This window comes from Sphingopyxis sp. HIX (assembly GCF_001468285.1).
Lineage (GTDB): Bacteria > Pseudomonadota > Alphaproteobacteria > Sphingomonadales > Sphingomonadaceae > Sphingopyxis.
In genome coordinates this window covers 61,215-78,143 of record NZ_LNSB01000003.1, presented here as the reverse complement: position 1 = coordinate 78,143, position 16,929 = coordinate 61,215, and the positions used below count along the sequence as shown (strand labels likewise).

The 16,929-nt window shown below is 66.5% G+C and carries 15 protein-coding genes; 6 read left to right on the top strand and 9 right to left on the bottom strand.

The annotated features are described in order from the left end of the window. Window positions 1–15: 15 nt before the first annotated feature. The 3 genes from ATE62_RS02610 to ATE62_RS02600 are packed head-to-tail and all read right to left on the bottom strand — an operon-like array spanning window position 16 to window position 2,787. Complete coding sequence (locus ATE62_RS02610; protein WP_058807598.1) at window positions 16–795, bottom strand: tyrosine-protein phosphatase; 780 nt, start codon at window positions 793–795, stop codon at window positions 16–18. Window positions 796–797: 2 nt separating this feature from the next. Further along, complete coding sequence (locus ATE62_RS02605; RefSeq protein ID WP_058807597.1) at window positions 798–1,601, bottom strand: crotonase/enoyl-CoA hydratase family protein; 804 nt, start codon at window positions 1,599–1,601, stop codon at window positions 798–800. 55 nt (window positions 1,602–1,656) lie between these two features. Next, window positions 1,657–2,787 (bottom strand): CaiB/BaiF CoA transferase family protein, encoded by a 1,131-nt coding sequence (locus tag ATE62_RS02600; protein ID WP_058807596.1) that lies wholly within the window; start codon window positions 2,785–2,787, stop codon window positions 1,657–1,659. Window positions 2,788–3,015: 228 nt separating this feature from the next. Here ATE62_RS02600 and ATE62_RS02595 point away from each other — a divergent pair, with 228 nt between their 5' ends. Then, window positions 3,016–4,386, top strand: a complete 1,371-nt coding sequence (locus tag ATE62_RS02595) for an alkaline phosphatase PhoX (protein WP_058807595.1) — start codon at window positions 3,016–3,018, stop codon at window positions 4,384–4,386. A gap of 126 nt (window positions 4,387–4,512) precedes the next feature. Here ATE62_RS02595 and ATE62_RS02590 read toward each other — a convergent pair whose 3' ends face one another. The 5 genes from ATE62_RS02590 to ATE62_RS02570 all read right to left on the bottom strand — a co-directional run bounded on the left by ATE62_RS02590 (window position 4,513) and on the right by ATE62_RS02570 (window position 9,774). Further along, complete coding sequence (locus ATE62_RS02590; RefSeq protein WP_058807594.1) at window positions 4,513–5,763, bottom strand: acetyl-CoA C-acetyltransferase; 1,251 nt, start codon at window positions 5,761–5,763, stop codon at window positions 4,513–4,515. Window positions 5,764–5,797: 34 nt separating this feature from the next. After that, complete coding sequence (locus ATE62_RS02585; protein ID WP_058807593.1) at window positions 5,798–6,580, bottom strand: SDR family NAD(P)-dependent oxidoreductase; 783 nt, start codon at window positions 6,578–6,580, stop codon at window positions 5,798–5,800. Between the two features lie 12 nt (window positions 6,581–6,592). After that, a complete protein-coding gene (locus ATE62_RS02580; RefSeq protein ID WP_058807592.1) occupies window positions 6,593–7,798 on the bottom strand; it encodes an acyl-CoA dehydrogenase family protein in 1,206 nt (401 codons plus the stop codon). Beyond that, window positions 7,795–8,889 (bottom strand): acyl-CoA dehydrogenase family protein, encoded by a 1,095-nt coding sequence (locus ATE62_RS02575; RefSeq protein WP_058807591.1) that lies wholly within the window; start codon window positions 8,887–8,889, stop codon window positions 7,795–7,797. Before ATE62_RS02575 ends, ATE62_RS02580 begins: the two co-directional genes overlap by 4 nt. 84 nt (window positions 8,890–8,973) lie before the next feature. Then, on the bottom strand, window positions 8,974–9,774 hold the full coding sequence (locus tag ATE62_RS02570) for an enoyl-CoA hydratase/isomerase family protein (RefSeq protein ID WP_058807590.1): 801 nt from the start codon (window positions 9,772–9,774) through the stop codon (window positions 8,974–8,976). 91 nt (window positions 9,775–9,865) lie between these two features. On the opposite strand from ATE62_RS02570, the gene ATE62_RS02565 reads away from it, so the two are divergent. Continuing rightward, window positions 9,866–10,957, top strand: coding sequence for an acyl-CoA dehydrogenase family protein (locus tag ATE62_RS02565; protein ID WP_058807589.1), 1,092 nt, complete (start codon window positions 9,866–9,868; stop codon window positions 10,955–10,957). 1 nt (window position 10,958) lies between these two features. Beyond that, a complete protein-coding gene (locus ATE62_RS02560) occupies window positions 10,959–12,182 on the top strand; it encodes an acyl-CoA dehydrogenase family protein (protein ID WP_058807588.1) in 1,224 nt (407 codons plus the stop codon). Window positions 12,183–12,318: 136 nt separating this feature from the next. On the opposite strand, the gene ATE62_RS02555 is transcribed toward ATE62_RS02560, so the two are convergent. Continuing rightward, window positions 12,319–13,806 carry a class I adenylate-forming enzyme family protein gene (locus tag ATE62_RS02555; RefSeq protein ID WP_058810386.1) on the bottom strand — a complete coding sequence of 496 codons (1,488 nt, stop codon included), beginning with the start codon at window positions 13,804–13,806 and terminating at the stop codon, window positions 12,319–12,321. 74 nt (window positions 13,807–13,880) lie between these two features. Here ATE62_RS02555 and ATE62_RS02550 point away from each other — a divergent pair, with 74 nt between their 5' ends. The 3 genes from ATE62_RS02550 (at window position 13,881) to ATE62_RS02540 (ending at window position 16,928) form a co-directional block, all read left to right on the top strand. Then, window positions 13,881–15,167: an FAS1-like dehydratase domain-containing protein gene (locus ATE62_RS02550; RefSeq protein WP_058810387.1), complete on the top strand. Its 1,287-nt coding sequence runs from the start codon at window positions 13,881–13,883 to the stop codon at window positions 15,165–15,167. Between the two features lie 167 nt (window positions 15,168–15,334). Continuing rightward, entirely contained in the window at window positions 15,335–16,126 is a 792-nt protein-coding gene (locus ATE62_RS02545) for an enoyl-CoA hydratase-related protein (RefSeq protein ID WP_058810389.1), read from the top strand. A 4-nt stretch (window positions 16,127–16,130) separates the two neighbouring features. Next, the gene (locus tag ATE62_RS02540; protein WP_058810391.1) at window positions 16,131–16,928 is read left to right on the top strand and encodes an enoyl-CoA hydratase/isomerase family protein; all 798 of its coding nucleotides are present in this window, start codon (window positions 16,131–16,133) and stop codon (window positions 16,926–16,928) included. The last annotated feature ends 1 nt before the right edge of the window (window position 16,929 follow it).

Below are 16,929 nucleotides of genomic sequence, written 5' to 3'. Positions count from 1 at the left end.
CGGGGGACAGCCCTTTTACACGACCAGCCGGTCCACCATCGCCTCGTGCATCTCGGGCGTCAGGTTCAGCACCGCTTCGGCATAGGTCGCGACATCGCCATGGTCGCGGCGCACCGTCGCCAGCGCGGCGTCGAGGAAGGCGGGGTTGACCGACATCAGCGCGCGGATCGCATCTTCCTGGATCTCGGCGCCGTAGCGTGCGCGGATGTGCGCCGCGCCCTGCGCGATGCGCTCGTCGATCTTGCCCGCGCTGTTGGTCAGCAGATAGTCCTGCATCAGATCGTCCTCATGGACGCCGAGCAGCCGGTGGACGACCGCCACCGCGAACCCCGTGCGGTCCTTGCCCGCGACGCAGTGGACCAGGCTCGGCGCATCATATTCGGCGAGCGCCGACAGGTAGAGCCGCAGCGTCGCGACCAGCGCGGGGCGGTACGGCATGCCGGCATAGGTATCGATCATCCGCTCGCGCGCCGTCGCGACGTCGATCGCGCCGCCCGCCGCCTGCAGGTGCGGCGCCAGCCCCGCGGTCACCCCGCCTGCGAACAGCACGCGCGCGCTGAAATTATCGCTGCGGCGGCACGGATGCACCTCGCGCTCGTCGTCGCCGCGCAGGTCGATCACCGTCTCGATCCCCAGCCCGTCGACCACCGCCAGATCGTCGTCGCTCGCCTCGACATGATGCGCCGAGCGCCACAGCGTCCCGCTCCGCAGCTTGCCGCCGCCCTCGACGTCATAGCCGCCGTAATCGCGGAAATTGTGGATGCCGGACAGCGGCAGGACGCGCTCGGCGAGCATGATCAGTCTCCTGTGAAAACGGGGGGGCGCTTCTCGACGAAGGCGTTGATCGCCTCGCGGTTGTCGGCGGTTTCGTGGACGATCGCCTGATAGGCGGCGCTCAGCTCGAGGATGTCGCTCATCCGGCTGTGCTGCGCTTCGCGGAGCAGCCGCTTGGTGAGCCTGAGGGCACGCGGCGGATTGCACACGATGCGCTCGGCGATCGCGATGGCGCGGTCCAGCAGTTCCTCGCCGGGCACCACCTCGGTGACCAGCCCATATTCCTTCGCCTGCGCTGCGTCGAAGCGATCGCCGGTCAGGAACAGCTCGGCGGCGCGCGGATAGCCGAGGATCTTCTGCAGCAGCCAGGCTCCGCCGTCGCCGGGAACGATGCCGACCTTGATGAAGCTGCATGCGAATTTGGCGCTCGCGGCCGCGATGCGGATGTCGCAGGTGCAGGCGAGGTCGGCGCCGAGCCCGATGGCATGGCCGTTGACCGCCGCGATCATCGGGACTTCGCAGTCCATTAGCGCGCGGATCACCGCCTGCACGCCGCGGCGGTAATTGGCGCGGGTCGAATCGGGCTGGTCGAGCACCCCGATGCCCTGCCGGTCCTGCATGCCCTTGAGGTTGCCGCCGGCGCTGAACGCCTTGCCGCTGCCGGTCAGGATGATCGCGCTGACGCTGCGGTCGGCCCCCAGGTCGCGCATCGTGTCGATGATGTCGTCGCAATCTTCGTGGGTGCCGATCGCATTCATGCTCTCGGGCTTGATCATCGTCAGGATCGCGATCTTGCCGCGCCGCTCGACGCTCAGAAATTCGCCCATTATTCTCTCCTTATCGGCCGCAGCAGGCTACGCCTCGCGGCCCCTCCTTGCAAGGTCAGCGCACCGCGCCGCCACTACGCAATGCCGCGATCTTGCCCGCGTCGTAGCCGAGCCCCGCGAGAACCGCGTCGCCATCGCTGCCCGGGACGGGCGCCGCGCGCGGGGTGTCGTTGACCGTCGCCGAATAGCGCGGCGCGGGAGCCGGATGCGGCACGCCCGCGACGGTGACGAAGGTCTCGCGCTCGACATTGTGCGGGTGATGCGGCGCTTCGGTCAGCGACAGTACGGGCGCGAAGCAGACGTCGGTCATTTCCATCAATTCGCACCACTCGTCGCGCGTCTTGGTCGCGAACAGCGCGGCGACCTTGACCTTCTTGGCAGGCCAATTCTCCTGGTCGTCCTGCACGTCGAAGGCGGGGTCGGCGTCGAGCCCGGTCTTCGCACGGAGCAGCGCGTAAAATTGCGGCTCGATCGACCCGATCGAGATGAACTTGCCGTCGCTGCAAGTATAGGTGTCGTAATAGGGGGCGCCGCCGTCGAGGCGATTCACGCCCGCTTCGTCCTTGATCATGCCCGCGCCGTGGAACCACCAGCTCATGCCCGCGAGCAAGGCCGACCCGTCGGTCATCGCGCAGTCGATGACCTGGCCTTCGCCGGTCTTCGCCGCGTGGAGCAGCGCGCTCGACATGCCAAACGCCAGCATCATGCCGCCGCCGCCGAAATCGCCGACATAGTTGACCGGCGGCACGGGCTTCTGCCCGGCAAGGCCGATCGTGTGGAGCACGCCCGACAGCGAGATATAATTGATGTCGTGGCCGGCTGCCTGCGCATAGGGACCGAACTGGCCCCAGCCGGTCATGCGACCATAGACGAGTTTCGGATTGTCGCCGAGCAGCACGTCGGGCCCGAGCCCCAGCCGCTCCATCACGCCGGGGCGATAGCCCTCGATGATGCCGTCGGCGCTCTTGCACAGGTCGCGGGCGATCTGCACCGCGTCGGGATTCTTCATGTCGAGCGCGATCGAGGTGCGATTGCGCGACAAGGGATCGCGCGGGTCCATGAAGCCGCCGGGGCGATCGATGCGGATGACCTCGGCGCCATGATCGGCGAGCATCATGCCGCAGAAGGGGCCGGGGCCGATGCCGGCGAATTCGATGATGCGGATACCCTGAAGCGGACCTGCCATGTCTTTTCTCCCAATATGTCCCCTCGGCCATGCCGGTGCGAAAAGGGCAGCGCAAGGGCCAAGGACCCTTAGGATGGAAAGGATTTCTTTGCCGTCCGAATTGTGCCTCCGGACCCGCAAATTTCGCGATACCGAATGTTGCACTAATGTGCCGGCGAACTTCAAATTGTTGTCAAAATGTCAGACTTCCGCAATCTGCCTGTCACGTCATGAGCGTATCGCGCGGCCATGGAACGGGCATCCATCGCTCTCGATCGCCGCGGCTTCGCCAGGGGGCTGATCGCCACCGCATTCGCCGGCCTTGCGCTCCACGGCCGCCATGTCTCCGCCGCGATGCTCGCCGACGCCAACCGCTTCGGTGCGCCTATCCCCGACCCCGCGGGCGTCCTCGATCTGCCGAAGGGCTTTTCGTACAAGATCGTCTCGCAATTCGGCCAGACGATGAGCGACGGGCGGCAGGTACCGAACAGCGCCGACGGCATGGGCTGCACGACCTTGCCCGACGGGCGCCTCTGCCTGATGCGCAACCACGAACTCGGCACCGACGAGCTCGAGCATGGCGCATGCCCGGTCGGGACCAGCGGCGACGCCGCGGCGTTCGACTGCTACCGCGGCGGCAGCGGCGAGGCGCTGCCGGGCGGCGTCTCGACGATCATCCTCGATCCCGTAAGCCTCGACGTCGAGGAGCAATATCTCTCGCTCGTCGGCACCATCTACAATTGCTCGGGCGGCATCACCCCGTGGGGCACCTGGCTGAGCTGCGAAGAGGACGTCTCGCGCGCCGGCGGGAAACACAAGGAAGACCATGGCTGGGTCTTCGAAATCCCCGTCGCACCGGGCGGGTTGGTCAGCGCCGCGCCGATCAAGGCGATGGGCCGCTTCAATCACGAGGCGGCGGTCGTCGATCCCGCGAGCGGCGCGGTCTATATGACCGAGGACCGGCAGGACAGCCTCTTCTACCGCTTCCTGCCCGCGGTGCCGGGCGAGCTCCACAGGGGCGGGCGGCTGCAGGCGCTGGCGCTGGTCGACCCGGCGCTATCGGATACACGCAACTGGACGCGGCCGGTACTGGCGACCGGCGGCTGGCACGATGTCCGCTGGATCGACCTCGACGACGTCGAAAGCCCCAGGGACGATCTGTGCAAACGCGGTGCGCGGGCCGGTGCCACGATCTTCGCGCGCGGCGAGGGCGTGCACAGCGGCGATGGCGAAATCTATTTCACCTGCACCTCGGGCGGTCCGGCGCGCCGCGGGCAGATCATGCGCTATCGCCCGTCGCGCGCCGAAGGCACCGCGGCCGAGGCGGCGCGACCGGGGCAATTGCAATTGTTCGTCGAAACGACCGACCCTCGGCATTTCAGCTTCGGCGACAATCTCAGCGTCGCGCCCAACGGCGACCTGATGGTGTGCGAGGACCGGCGCGGCAGCCGCCCCGACAATTGGCTGCGCGGCGTGACGCCCGAGGGGAAGGTCTATCCCTTCGCGCGGGTGAGCGCGGCGACCAAAGTATCGGGCGTCTGCTTCGCGCCCGATGGCCAGACGCTGTTCCTGAATCTCTACAACCCCGCGCGGACGATCGCGGTGCGCGGGCCGTTCTGAGCCAGTTCCCCTCCCGCTTGCGGGAGGGGCTAGGGGAGGGCATGTCCGACGGGCTAAGCGCCATAAACAGACCTTCCCCGACCCCTCCCGCAAGCGGGAAGGGGGAGGAAAGGCCCGCTCTGATCCTCAGATCCGTTCGATGATGATCGCCGGCGCCATGCCGCCCGCGGCGCACATGGTGACGAGGCCATAGCGCCCGCCCGAGCGTTCGAGTTCGTCGAGCGCGGTGCCGATCAGGATCGAGCCGGTGGCGCCGATCGGGTGGCCGAGCGCCATCGCACCGCCGTTGATGTTCACCTTTTCGCGGTCGAGGTCGAGGTCGCGGATGAACTTTTCGGCGACCACGGCAAAGGCCTCGTTGATTTCCCAGACGTCGATGTCGTCGGTGTTGAGGCCCGCCTTTTCGAGCACCTTCTTCGCTGCGGGCACCGGGGCGTTGAGCATCAGCGTCGGATCATCGCCCTGGTTGGCGTAAGCGACGATGCGCGCGCGCGGCTTCAGCCCATGCTTGTCGGCATAATCCTTCGAGGTCAGCAGCAGCGCGGCAGCGCCGTCGACGACGCCCGACGAGTTGCCGGCGTGGTGGACGCCTTCCCATTCGAGGTCGGGATAGCGGCGCTGGATCTGCTTCTTAAAGGTCACCCCGCCGCCGAGGTCGAAATCGGCGAGCGCGCCGAAGCTCGCCTTCAGCCCGGCCAGCCCCTCGGCGGTGGTTTCGGGACGCGGGAATTCCTCGCGGTCGAGTGCGACGCTGCCGTCCTCGTTATAGACGGGGACCACCGACTTGGCGAAGCGGTTCTCCTTGATCGCGCGGTCGGCGCGCTGCTGGCTGACGAGCGCGAGCGCGTCGACGGCTTCGCGGCTGATGCCTTCCTTCGCGGCGATTGCGTCGCCGCACACGCCTTGGTGCGACTGCGGGTGGATTGCGTCGAGCGCGGCGTTGCCCGAACCCATGCCCAGCGGCTTGAGGCCCGCATTGGCTTCCTCGGCGCCGATCTGCGCGGTGTAGCTCATCATTTCGGTGCCGCCGGCGATGACGCAATCTTCCATACCCGACATCACCGACGCGGCGGCGAAGTTGACGCTGCTGATGCCGCCGCCGCAGAAACGGTCGAGCGTGGTGCCCGAGGCCTTGGTGTCATAGCCCGCAGCGAGCGCGGCCATGCGACCGAGGTCGCCGCCCTGCTTGCCCTTTTGCGTCGAGGTCGACCAGACGATGTCGTCGACGGTCGCGGTGTCGAGATTGTTGCGGTCCTTGATCGCCTTCAGCACCGTCGCGGCGAGATGCTGCGGGTGGAGGTGCGAGAGCGCGCCCTTGCCGGGCTTGCCGATCCCGCGCGGGGTACGGACGGCGTCGATGATATAGGCTTCGGTCATCACAGGTTTCCTTCTTCGAGGGGAGCTTTGGGGACTAGCGCGGGGCCATTCTGATCGCGCCGTCCAACCGGACGGCCTGGCCGTTGAAATAGCTGTTGCGGACCATCTCCATCGCGAGGCTGGCATATTCCTCGGCCTTGCCGAGCCGCTTGGGGAAGGGGACCGACGCGCCGAGGCTGGCGAGCACCGGCTCGGGCAGGTTCGCGACGAGCGGGGTCTTGAATACCCCGGGCATGATCGAATTGACGCGGATGCCGAGGTCCATCAGGTCGCGCGCCATTGGCAGCACCAGCCCGTTCACCCCCGCCTTGGCCGAGCCATAGATGACCTGACCGATCTGCGCGTCCTGTGCCGCGACCGAGGCGGTGAGGATGATCGCGCCGCGCTCGCCGTCCTCGAGTTCGGGCAAGGTCGCCATGCCCTCGGCCGAGATCGAGGCGATGCGGTAGCTCGCGGTCAAAATGCCCGCGACGCCGTAGGCATAATCCTCGGTCGGGGTGCGGCGGAAGCTGCCGCTCGCCTTGTCGAAGGCGAGCGTCTTGCCGCGGCGCGAGGTCATCGCGCAATGGACGCAGACGCGCTCCTGCCCATGCGCGGCGCGCGCCTTGGCATAGCCGTCGAGCACCGACTGCTCGTCGGTGATGTCGACATGGACGAACAACCCGCCGATCGCCGCCGCGACCTCTTCGCCGAGCGCATCGTTGATGTCGAAGATCGCGACCTTTACCCCCGCCGCGGCGAGCGCCTCGGCGGTCGCGCGCCCGAGGCCCGAGGCCCCGCCGGTGACGACGGCTGCGATATCATTGTCGATCTTCATGCGCGCGCCTCCTCAGGCCGGGATCTGGTTGAACGGCACGCCCTTGTCGGGGCGATGGTCCTGCGGCAGGCCGAGGATCTTTTCGGCGATGGTGTTGAGCAAGGTCTCGTCCGAGCCGCCGGCGATGCGGCCGGTGGGGGCGTTGATCCAGCTCGACGTCCAATTTTCCTTTTGCGAGGCATGGTCGTCATAATGGAAGCCGCCCGACCCCTGCAGGTCGATCGCGAGTTCGGAAAGCTTCTGGCGCGAGCGCACCGCGACGAGCTTGTTGAGCGAGCCCTCGGGCCCCGGGACCATGCCCGCCTGCATCATCGCCATCGCGCGCGCGGTGATCGACTGCAGGCCGCTCCGCATCGCATAGTTGCGCGCGATCTGCTGGCGGATGCGCCCGTCCTCGATCGCGGGCTTGCCATTGAGTTCGGTGTCTTTCGCAAGATCGACGAACAGGTCGAGGTGCGGGCCGAACCCTGCGCTGTCAGTCGCGACATAACGTTCGATCATCAGCGTCGCGATCGCGACCGCGAAGCCGCCGCCGACCGGCGACATGCGGTGATCGTCGGTAATCTTCACATCATCGAAAAAGACTTCGTTGACGTGGCTGTCACCGCCGACAAGCTTGATCGGCACCACGGTGACGCCCGGCGCCTTCATATCGACCCAGAAGTAAGTCAGTCCCTTGTGCTTGGGCACATTGGGGTCGGTGCGCACGACGATGACGCCATAGTCGCAATATTGCGCCCAGCTCGTCCAGATCTTCTGCCCGTTGATCTTCCAGCCATTGCCGTCGACTTCGGCCTTTGTGCGCAGGCCTGCGAGGTCCGATCCGCCCGAGGGTTCGGAGAAGAGCTGGCACCAGATTTCCTCGCCCTTCAGCGCCTTGAGCACGCGTTCCTTGACGAACGCTTGGTCGCTGCCGAACTGCATCAGCACCGGGATCGGCATGCCGAGCGAGATGCCGAAATAGAAGCTGGGGAAGCCGTGCTTCATCTCTTCGGTGTCGAAGGTGACCTTTTCGAGATGGCCGAGCCCCTGGCCGCCATATTCGGTCGGCCAGTTGATCCCGGCATAGCCCGCGTCGAACTTGGCGCGCTGATATTGGCGTGCGACCGCCAGATCCTCCTCGACGCTGAGGCCCTTGCGGGCCTCCTTGCCATAGGTCGGGACCATCGATTCCAGCCAGGCCGCGGCCTTGGTCCGATAGGCGTCGAGATCGCTCATGCAGCTTCTCCGGTCAGGCGGTCGACGAGGATGTCTTCCCAGAACAGGAGATTGCCCTGTTCGATGGCGAGGCTGCGCGCGCGGCGGGTGTGGAGGTGGAGCCCCAGCTCCCACGTCACGCCCATGCCGCCGTGGATCTGCACGCAGTCGCGCGAGGCACTGTCATAGGCCTCGGTTGCCGAGATGCGCGCGGCCGCTGCGGCGGTGATGAAATCGGCCTGTCCCTCGCGCGATGCCGCATGGATGCAATTGGCACGCGCGAGTTCGACGAAGCCGTAAAGCTCGGCGATGCGATGCTTGATCGACTGGAAGGCGCCGATCACCTGTCCAAAGGCGCGGCGGGTCACGGCATAGTCGCGCGCGATTTCCATCATCGCCTCGGCGCCGCCCGTCTGTTCGTGCGCGGTGATGACGGCCTGCAGCGCCAGGATATGCAGCGCCGCATCGCGCGCCGCGCCGCCGACGACCAGCGTTTCGACCGGGGTCGCGTCGAACACAAGGTCCGCATAGAGGCGACTGTTGTCGAAGCTGTCGATCGCGTTTCGCGTCACCTTCGACAGGTCGGCGACGACGAGCGCCGGCATACCGGGGCCATTGGCGTAAACGACCGCGACGTCGGCCGCGAGCCCGCCCGCGACGCCGGTCTTGGTGCCGTTCAACTGATGGTCGGTCACCGTCACGCTCGGCAGCACGGGCAGCGCGCTCGATCCCGAGGCGAAGGCGACCGCCCCGATGGTCTCGCCGCTCGCGAGGCCGGGCAGATATTTCGCCTTCTGCTCGTCGCTGCCGTAAAGCTCGATCGCTTTCGCGGCGCCGAAGCTGCCGGTGAGGAAGGGCGCGCCGCTCAGGCTGCGGCCCGCCTGATGCGCGATCAGCCCGAGCTCGACGAGCCCGAGGTCGAGCCCGCCATAGGCTTCGGGAAGGGCGAGGGCGGTCCAGCCCTGTTCCTTCGCGGTGTTCCAGAAACCGTCGTGATATTGGCCGGTGACTTCGAGCAGCGGCAGCAGCTCGTCCTTGTTTACCCGGGCTTCGAGCACGCGCCGCGATTCCGTCGCGATCGCTTGCTGGCCCTCGTCGTACAGAATCGACATGCGCGTTCGAGTCCTCACCCTCTATATGTTGAGACCATCCAACCGGACGTTGACGTAAACGTCAAGCAGTAGTTGACGCTACGGCTATCGCACCGTGAATTTCTTCGCCTTGTCGGCCATCAGCGCGGCGCGGTCGACCTGCGGCACGCCGACCGGATTGCCGATCTGGCAATATTTGAGGCCCTGTTGCAGCGCGACCGAGCGGGGGAGGTCGAGCGATTCCCAGATCGCCTTGACCGATCCCGCGGTCGCCGCCGGCGGCTTGGCCGCGATCGTCGCCGCAAGCTCGGCGGCGCGCGGCCACAGCTCCTCCAGCGTCGTGATCTCGCTGACCAGCCCGATGCGCAGCGCGGTGCCCGCGCCGATCCGCTCGTCATTGCCGAGCAGCACCATGCGCAGCACGTCGTGCAGCGGCATATGATAGGTCATGCCGATCGGCTCGAGTGCGCTCGTCATCCCGTACGTCACATGCGGATCGAAGAAGGTCGCCTCTTCCGAACAGATGATGATGTCGCTCTCGTTGAGCCAGTAGAAGGCGCCGCCCGCTGCCATGCCGTGCACCGCGGCGATCACCGGCTTCCAGCATTTCATCGACTTGGGGCCGAGATAATTGCCCGGATCCTCGCAGTGCCAGATGTTGGCGAGGTCGACGACGGTGCCGCCTTCTTTCTGCGATTCCTTGACGTCGACCCCGGTGCACCAGGCCTTGCCCGGCGCCGCGCGCAACACGCAGCAATGCACGTCGTCGTTGCTGCCGATCCACTTCCACAGATGCTCGAATTCGTCCATCATCCGCTTGGTGAAGCTGTTCATCGCCTCGGGGCGGTTGATCGTGATCGTCGCGACATGATCGGCGACATCGACCAGGATGGTTTCATATTGCATGATGGGTGCTTCCTCTCCGCGCACTTGTCATGGTTGACCTAGTTATACAACTCGCTATGACACAGACCGATATGGAGGGGCAAGGCCTGCGATGAATTTCGACCTTAGCGATGAACAGAAAATGCTCGGCGAGCAAGCCCGCGCGCTGCTTTCGGATCTGTCGTCCTTCGACCGGCTGCGTTCGCTGATCGACTCGGGCGCCGAATGGGACGAGCCGCTATGGCGCGCGCTCGCCGAAATGGGTTTCCTCGGCGCTGCGATCCCCGAAGAGCATGGCGGCCTCGGCCTCGGCGCGCTCGACCTCGGCGTCATCATGGAGGCGCTCGGCGCCGCCAATGCCGCGGTGCCCTTCACGAGTTCGATCATTCTCAGTGCCGAAGCGATCCGGCTCGCGGGCAGCGAGGCGCAGAAGGCGGCGTGGCTCCCGAAGCTCGCGAGCGGCGAGTCGATCGCGACCTTCGCTTATGCCGAGGGGCCGGGCCCGGTGTTCGCAACGGGCGCGACGCTGGCGGGAGGCAAGCTGAGCGGCAGCAAGTCGCCGGTAGCCGATGCCGGCATCGCCGATGTCGCGGTCGTGCTCGTCGCGGGCGGCGGCTTCGCGCTCGTCGAACTCGACCAGCCCGGCGTGACCCGCACCAAGCTTGACAGCTTCGACCAACTCCGCGCCCACTACCGCCTCGACTTCGCCGATGCCGCCGCCGAGGCTATGCCCGGCACCGGCAAGCTCGACCGGCTGATCGATCAAGCCGCGGTGCAGGCCGCGTTCGAGGCTGTCGGTGCCGCCGAAGCCTGCCTCCATATGGCGCGCGACTATGCGATGGAGCGCCAGATGTTCGGGCGTCCGCTCGCGGGCTATCAGGCGATCAAGCACAAGCTCGCCGATGTCGCGGTTGCGACCGAGCTCGCGCGGTCGAACGCTTATTACGGCGGCTGGGCGGCGGAATCGTCGCCCGACGATCTCCCCGCCGCCGCCGCCGCCGCGCGCCTTTCGGGCATCAAATGCCTCGAACTCGCCGCGCGCGAGAACCTCCAGGTCCACGGCGGCATCGGCTACACCTTCGAGGCGAACTGCCATTTCTATTACCGGCGCGAGCGGATGCTCGCCGTGCATCTCGGCAACCGCGGCTTTTGGGCCGACCGCCTGCTGAACGCGCAGCCCGGCAGCCAGGGAAAGGCGGCGTAAGATGGATTTCAACGACAATGCGCAAGAAGCCGCCTTCCGCGCCGAAGCCCGCGCCTGGCTCGCCGCCCACGCCCCCGCGCATGTGCTCAAGCCGGGCGAGAAGATTCCCGACACCGAGGAAGCCGACCGTGGCCGCGCCTGGATGCGCGAGCTTTACGCCGGCGGCTGGTCCGGCCTGACCTTTCCCAAGGCGCTCGGCGGGCGCGGCCTATCGGGACCCGAAGCAGTGATCTTCGCCGAGGAAGAGGGCAAATATCATCTCCCCAAGGGGCCCTTCACCTCGATCGGCACCGGCATGGCGCTGCCCGTCATCGCCAGGCACGGCAGCGACGAACAGAAAGCGCGCTTCATCGAGGCGACGCTGAAGGGCGACATCACCTGGTGCCAGCTCTTCTCCGAACCCTCGGCGGGTTCCGACCTCGCGGCGCTGCGCACCAAGGCGGTGCGCGCGGGCGACGGCTCGGGCGACTGGATCGTCAACGGCCAGAAAGTCTGGTCGAGCTGGGCGCATCTCACCGACTGGGGCATCCTCGTCGTGCGCACCGATCCGAGCGTCCCCAAGCACAAGGGGCTCACCTTCTTCGTCGTCGACATGAAGACCCCGGGGATCGAGACGCGCCCGATCCGCCAGATCTCGGGCGCGAGCGAGTTCAACGAGACCTTCCTCACCGACGTCCGCATCCCCGACGCCAATCGCCTCGGCGCCGAGGGCGAGGGCTGGGCGTGCTGCATGACCGTCCTGATGGGCGAACGGCTCGGCTCGGGCGCGCATCGTAGCGGGGTCGAGCCGCTGATCGACTATGCCGCGTCCACCCCCGACGGCTATGGCGGCACGATGCTCGACGATCGCGCGATCCGCCAGCAGCTCGCCGAGGCGCTGGCCGAGGAACAGGGCGAGCGCTTCTTCCAGGCGCGGCTGCGCACGATGGTGTCGAAGGGCGAGAACCCTGGCGCGCTCGCGGGCATGGTCAAGCTCGCTTATGCCGGCCGCTACCAGAAGACCAACGGCCTCGCGCTCGAACTGCGCGGCCTCGCCGGCATCGCGCCCGAAGTGGGCGATACCGCGACCGGCGACGTCCAGTATGACTATATCTATTCGACCGTGATGCGCATCGCGGGCGGTGCCGACGAGGTGCTGCGCAACCAGATCGCCGAACGCGTGCTCGGCATGCCGGGCGAGGTGCGCATGGACAAGGACGTGCCGTTCGAGACGTTGAAGGGCTGAAACCCCCTCCCCTTTAGGGGAGGGTTGGGGTGGGGCATGTCGAAGTTGCGCGAGGCTGCGGGACCCCACCCACTGCGACTAGGCGGCAAGCCGCCAAGTCTCGTTGCCCTCCCCTAAAGGGTAGGGCCTGGACTGTTTAAGCCGCCCGCCGCGCTTCGGCCGCCTTCGCCAGCGGTTCCGCCAGATCCTTCTTCAAAATCTTCCCGTTCGGATTGAGCGGCATATGGTCGAGCACGACCAGCGTCCGTGGCACCTTGTTGTCGCCCAGATGCGCCTTGCAGAAAGCGATGATGTCGTCCGCGGTCGCCTCGCCGCAGCCCGGGCGCAAGGTAACCGCCGCGGCGATATCCTCGCCAAGCACCTCGTGCGGGACGCCGACCACCGCCGCCTGCTGCACCGCGGGATGCAGATGCAGCACCGTCTCGATCTCGAGCGGGGTGATGTTGTAGCCGCCGCGGATGATCAACTCCTTCGAGCGGCCGGCCATGATCAGGTCGCCGTCCTCGTCGACGAAGCCCAGGTCGCCGGTCTTGGTCCAGCCGCCCTTGAAGCTCGTCGCGGTCGCTTCGGCGTCGTTCCAGTAGCGCCGCGCATGCTTCTGCCAGCCATAGATTTCGCCGACCACGCCGGTCTCGGTCACGACGCGGCCATTCTCGTCGCGCAGTTGCATATGCGCGGGCATCTTGCCGACGCAGCCGGGCTTCAGCACCTGTTCCTGGCTCGACGTGCCGATGCCGACCCCGCCTTCGGACATACCGTAGCTGTTGCGAATGCGGAGGTGCGGCCAGAGGTCCGACGCGCGCTTCACCGAATCGTGCGGCAGCGGCGCGGTGCCCGTCATCAGATATTTGACCCCGTCCATATCGTAGTCGGCGACATCGGGGTGATCGAGCACCAGCCGCAGCATCGAGGGCACGAGGTAGACGAGGTTCGGCCGCTTTTCGCGCGCCAGCTCCAGAAAACCCTTGGGATCGAATTTCTGCTGGGTGATCGCGGTCGCGCCGCCGCGCGCGGGGAGCATCACGATGCCGATATTGCCCCCCGAGCCGGTGAGCGGCAGCGCGTTCAGCGTCGAGCGCGAGCGGTCCATATTATAGCCGGTGACCCCGGTCATCAGATCGGGGTGTGACACCACGACGCCCTTGATCTTGCCCGTCGTGCCCGAGGTGCCGAGGATTTCGGCATCGGCATGGGGGTCGAGCTTCGTCTGGTCGGGCAGCGCGGCGATATCGCGCGGCATCTCGCCGACGTGCCAGCAACCCGCGAGGTCGAGCCCCGCGACCAGTTCGGGCGCGTCGGTGATGCAGAAGCGCGGCTCGCACAGCGCGGCATAATCGGCGACCTCGCGCGGATTGAGCCGCGGGCTGATCGGGCAGGCGATGCCGCCGGCGCGGAAGACCGCGAACACCGCGATCGCCATTTCGACCGCATGCGCATTGCTGATCGGCAGGAACACCCGGTCGCCCGGAACCAGCCCCGCCGCCGCCAGCCCGCCGCCGACCTCGTCGGCCTCGCGATCCCATTCGGCGAAGGTGATCTGCCGCCGGATATCGTCGTGCGCGATGTCGTCGGCCTGATGGCCGGCGCGTATCTTCAAGGCATCGCTGATGCGGCGAACTTCCATTGCGGCTTAATCCCCTTGCGTCACTCTTGGGGATGTATTACCTAGTTATATAACTCGTGACAAGGGAGATTAAGATGGCCGAGGCGAAAACCGACATCAAAGAGAGCGATGAGTGGCAAAAGGCCGTCGCGTACGAGATTACCGACGCGGATATCGAGCGGCAGCGCAAGCTGCTGGGATTCGACCAAGCGGCGAAGACGCGCGAATATATCCAGACCGCGACCGAGGATAATATCCGCAATTTCGCGCACGGCATGGGCGATGACAAGCCGCTCTACACCGACCCCCACTATGCGAAGAAAACGCGCTGGGGCAGCGTGATCGCGCCCGGCATGATGGCGGGCATCATCAACAAGCCGATGAAGGGCGACCCCGTGCCCGACGAGATCAAGGCGCTGAAGAAGTCCCTATTCAAGGGCGTTCACGTCTTCGTGTCGGGGTCGCAATGGGATTTCTACCGCCCGATCTTTCCCGGCGACACGATCTACAGCTTCAACGGCGACGAATCGTGCGAGGTCAAGCAGTCCGAATTCGCCGGCCGCTCGGTCATCGGCGTGCGCCGCGACGTGAAGATGAACCAGCGCGGCGAGGTCGTCGCGGTCTACCGCATCCTGCGCGTGCTTACCGAACGCAAGACCGCGGTGAAGAAGGGCAAATATTCGGCGATCGAACCCGCCAGCTATACCGACGAGGAAATGCAGGCGATCGAGGACATCTACGCCAAGGAGCATGTCCAGGGCGCCGAGAAGCGCTGGTTCGAAAGCGTCGAGAAGGGCGATTCGGTCGGCCTGCAGGCCAAGGGCCCGCTGACCGTCACCGACGTCATCTGCTTCCACGCCGGCGGTTATGGCTTCGTGCCCTATGCGCCGACCGCGAACCGCCTCGCGCACAAGAATCGCCAGCGCATCCCCGCCTTCTATGTGAAGAACGAGCATGGCATCCCCGACGTCGCGCAGCGGCTGCACTGGGATCCGCTGTGGGCGCAGGCGATCGGCAATCCGATGGCCTATGACTATGGCGTCATGCGCGAAAATTACCTGTGGCAATATCTCAGCGACTGGGCGGGCGACGATGCCGTCATCACCCATATCCACGACGAGATCCGCAAGTTCAACTATATGGGCGACGTCCAGCGCGTCACCGGCGAAGTGCTCGCGAAGCGGCAGGAGGGCGGGCAGAGCCTGGTTGACGTCGCGGTGAAATTCACCAACCAGCGCGACGAGGAAACGGTGCGCGCGACCGCGACGATCGCGCTGCCGAGCAAGACGCGGCCGCTGCCGCTCTATCCGGCGGTGCCCGAGGAGCTCGCGGAAAAGGCGGTAGCGATGCTGGCGCGCCACCGCGAACTCGGCGGGGATTGACGATAGAATCCTCCCCGAACTTGTTCGGGGAGGGGGACCATGCGAAGCATGGTGGAGGGGTCGCGACGGCGGCTTTGATACGCCAAGATTGGCGGAGGTGGGCGAGGGCGAACCCCTCCACCGTCCTGCGGACGGTCCCCCTCCCCAAGCAAGCTTGGGGAGGATTAATGAGCGACGAAATCCTGATCGACGACGACGCCGAAGGCGTCCGCACCATCACCCTCAACCGGCCCGACCGGCTCAACGCGCTGACCAGCGCGATCATGGCGCCGCTCGCCGACGCCTGCGCCGACGCCGCGCGCGATGCGTCGGTCGGCTGCGTCGTCGTGACCGGCGCAGGGCGCGGCTTTTGCGCCGGCGGCGACCTCAAGGAAGGCGGCGCCGACAAGGCGGTCGTGCCCGCCAACCCGCAAGTCGGCAGCCGTACCGAACAGGGTCATGTGCGCCTCCGCACCTTCATGGAAACCTCGCGCCTGCTCCACGAAATGCCTAAACCCACGATCGCGATGGTCAACGGCCCCGTCGCCGGCGCGGGCATCGGCATCGCCGGCGCATGCGACCTGCGCTTCGCCGCGAAAAGCGCGAGCTTCCTCACCGCCTTCGACCGCATCGGTGCGGGCGGCGATTTCGGATCGACCTGGTTCTGGACCAAGATCGTCGGCACCGGCGTCGCGCGCGAGCTCTTCCTGCTCGGCGAAAAACTCAGCGCCGAGGAGGCCTTCGCCAAGGGCCTCTACACCCGCCTGTTCGACGATGAGGCCCTGCGCGACGAGACGATGAAAGCCGCGCGTCGTCTCGCCGACGGGCCGCGCATGGGGTATCGCTATATGAAGGCGAACCTCAACAATGCCGAGGATTGGGCCTTCGAGGCCGCGCTCGATGCCGAGGCGCTCAACATGACCCTCTCGACCAGCGCCACCGCGATGATCTGGCGCGAAAAGAAGAAGCAGGAAGAGTAGGGCGGTGGCTGATTTCGAGCACATCCGCATCGACCGCCACGACGGCGGCATCGCCGCGGTCGTCGTCGCGCGCGCCGATATCGGCAATGCCTCTTCGCCCGAGATGCTCGGCGAAATCCGCGACGCCTTTGTTGCGTTGAGTGCGGACCGCGAAGTCCGCGCGATCCTCTTCGCCGCTGAAGGCAAGCATTTCTCGGTCGGCGCCGATTTTGCTTTCCTGCAACGCCTGACCGGCATGTCGGCGAGCGAGATCAAGGACACCGTCTACGCCAATTTCCAAGGCGCGGCGCGCGCCATCTATCGCTGCCCCAAGCCCACGCTCGCGCTGGTGCAGGGCGCGGCGGTGACCGTGGGCTGCGAACTCGCGCTCGCCTGCGACTTCCGCATCGCCGCCGACAGCGCGATGTTCCAGGAAAGTTGGATCAAGCTCGGCATCATGCCCCCGCTCGGCGGCACCTTCCTCTTGCCGCGCATCGTCGGCCTCGGCCGTGCGATGGAGATGTGCCTGCGCGGGAAACAGGTCCGCGCCGAGGAGGCCCTGAGCATTGGCTTGGTCAGCGAGGTGGTCGCGAAGGACGATCTGGCGGCGCGCGGGATGGAACTGGCGCGCGAACTCGCAGGCTCGGCGCCGCTCGGTTATGCGACGGTCAAGCAGTCGATCCAGCGCGCGCTCGAAAGCAGCATGGAGGCCGAATGGCAGGCCAACCTGCCCAATCAGGCGCTGCTCCTCGGCTCCCAGGATCATCGCGAGGGGTTGGCGGCGGTCACCGAGAAACGCGCGCCGGTGTTTCGCGGCGAATAGA

Coding starts and splice junctions, on each gene's coding strand:
- ATE62_RS02580 (WP_058807592.1), bottom strand. CDS start 7,798: ATGAGCGATCTCGACGCCTATCGGACCAAGGCCGCGGCCTGGCTGGAA.
- ATE62_RS02610 (WP_058807598.1), bottom strand. CDS start 795: ATGCTCGCCGAGCGCGTCCTGCCGCTGTCCGGCATCCACAATTTCCGC.
- ATE62_RS02570 (WP_058807590.1), bottom strand. CDS start 9,774: ATGCAATATGAAACCATCCTGGTCGATGTCGCCGATCATGTCGCGACG.
- ATE62_RS02545 (WP_058810389.1), top strand. CDS start 15,335: ATGAGCGACGAAATCCTGATCGACGACGACGCCGAAGGCGTCCGCACC.
- ATE62_RS02590 (WP_058807594.1), bottom strand. CDS start 5,763: ATGACCGAAGCCTATATCATCGACGCCGTCCGTACCCCGCGCGGGATC.
- ATE62_RS02605 (WP_058807597.1), bottom strand. CDS start 1,601: ATGGGCGAATTTCTGAGCGTCGAGCGGCGCGGCAAGATCGCGATCCTG.
- ATE62_RS02565 (WP_058807589.1), top strand. CDS start 9,866: ATGAATTTCGACCTTAGCGATGAACAGAAAATGCTCGGCGAGCAAGCC.
- ATE62_RS02595 (WP_058807595.1), top strand. CDS start 3,016: ATGGAACGGGCATCCATCGCTCTCGATCGCCGCGGCTTCGCCAGGGGG.
- ATE62_RS02550 (WP_058810387.1), top strand. CDS start 13,881: ATGGCCGAGGCGAAAACCGACATCAAAGAGAGCGATGAGTGGCAAAAG.
- ATE62_RS02600 (WP_058807596.1), bottom strand. CDS start 2,787: ATGGCAGGTCCGCTTCAGGGTATCCGCATCATCGAATTCGCCGGCATC.
- ATE62_RS02585 (WP_058807593.1), bottom strand. CDS start 6,580: ATGAAGATCGACAATGATATCGCAGCCGTCGTCACCGGCGGGGCCTCG.
- ATE62_RS02555 (WP_058810386.1), bottom strand. CDS start 13,806: ATGGAAGTTCGCCGCATCAGCGATGCCTTGAAGATACGCGCCGGCCAT.
- ATE62_RS02560 (WP_058807588.1), top strand. CDS start 10,959: ATGGATTTCAACGACAATGCGCAAGAAGCCGCCTTCCGCGCCGAAGCC.
- ATE62_RS02575 (WP_058807591.1), bottom strand. CDS start 8,889: ATGTCGATTCTGTACGACGAGGGCCAGCAAGCGATCGCGACGGAATCG.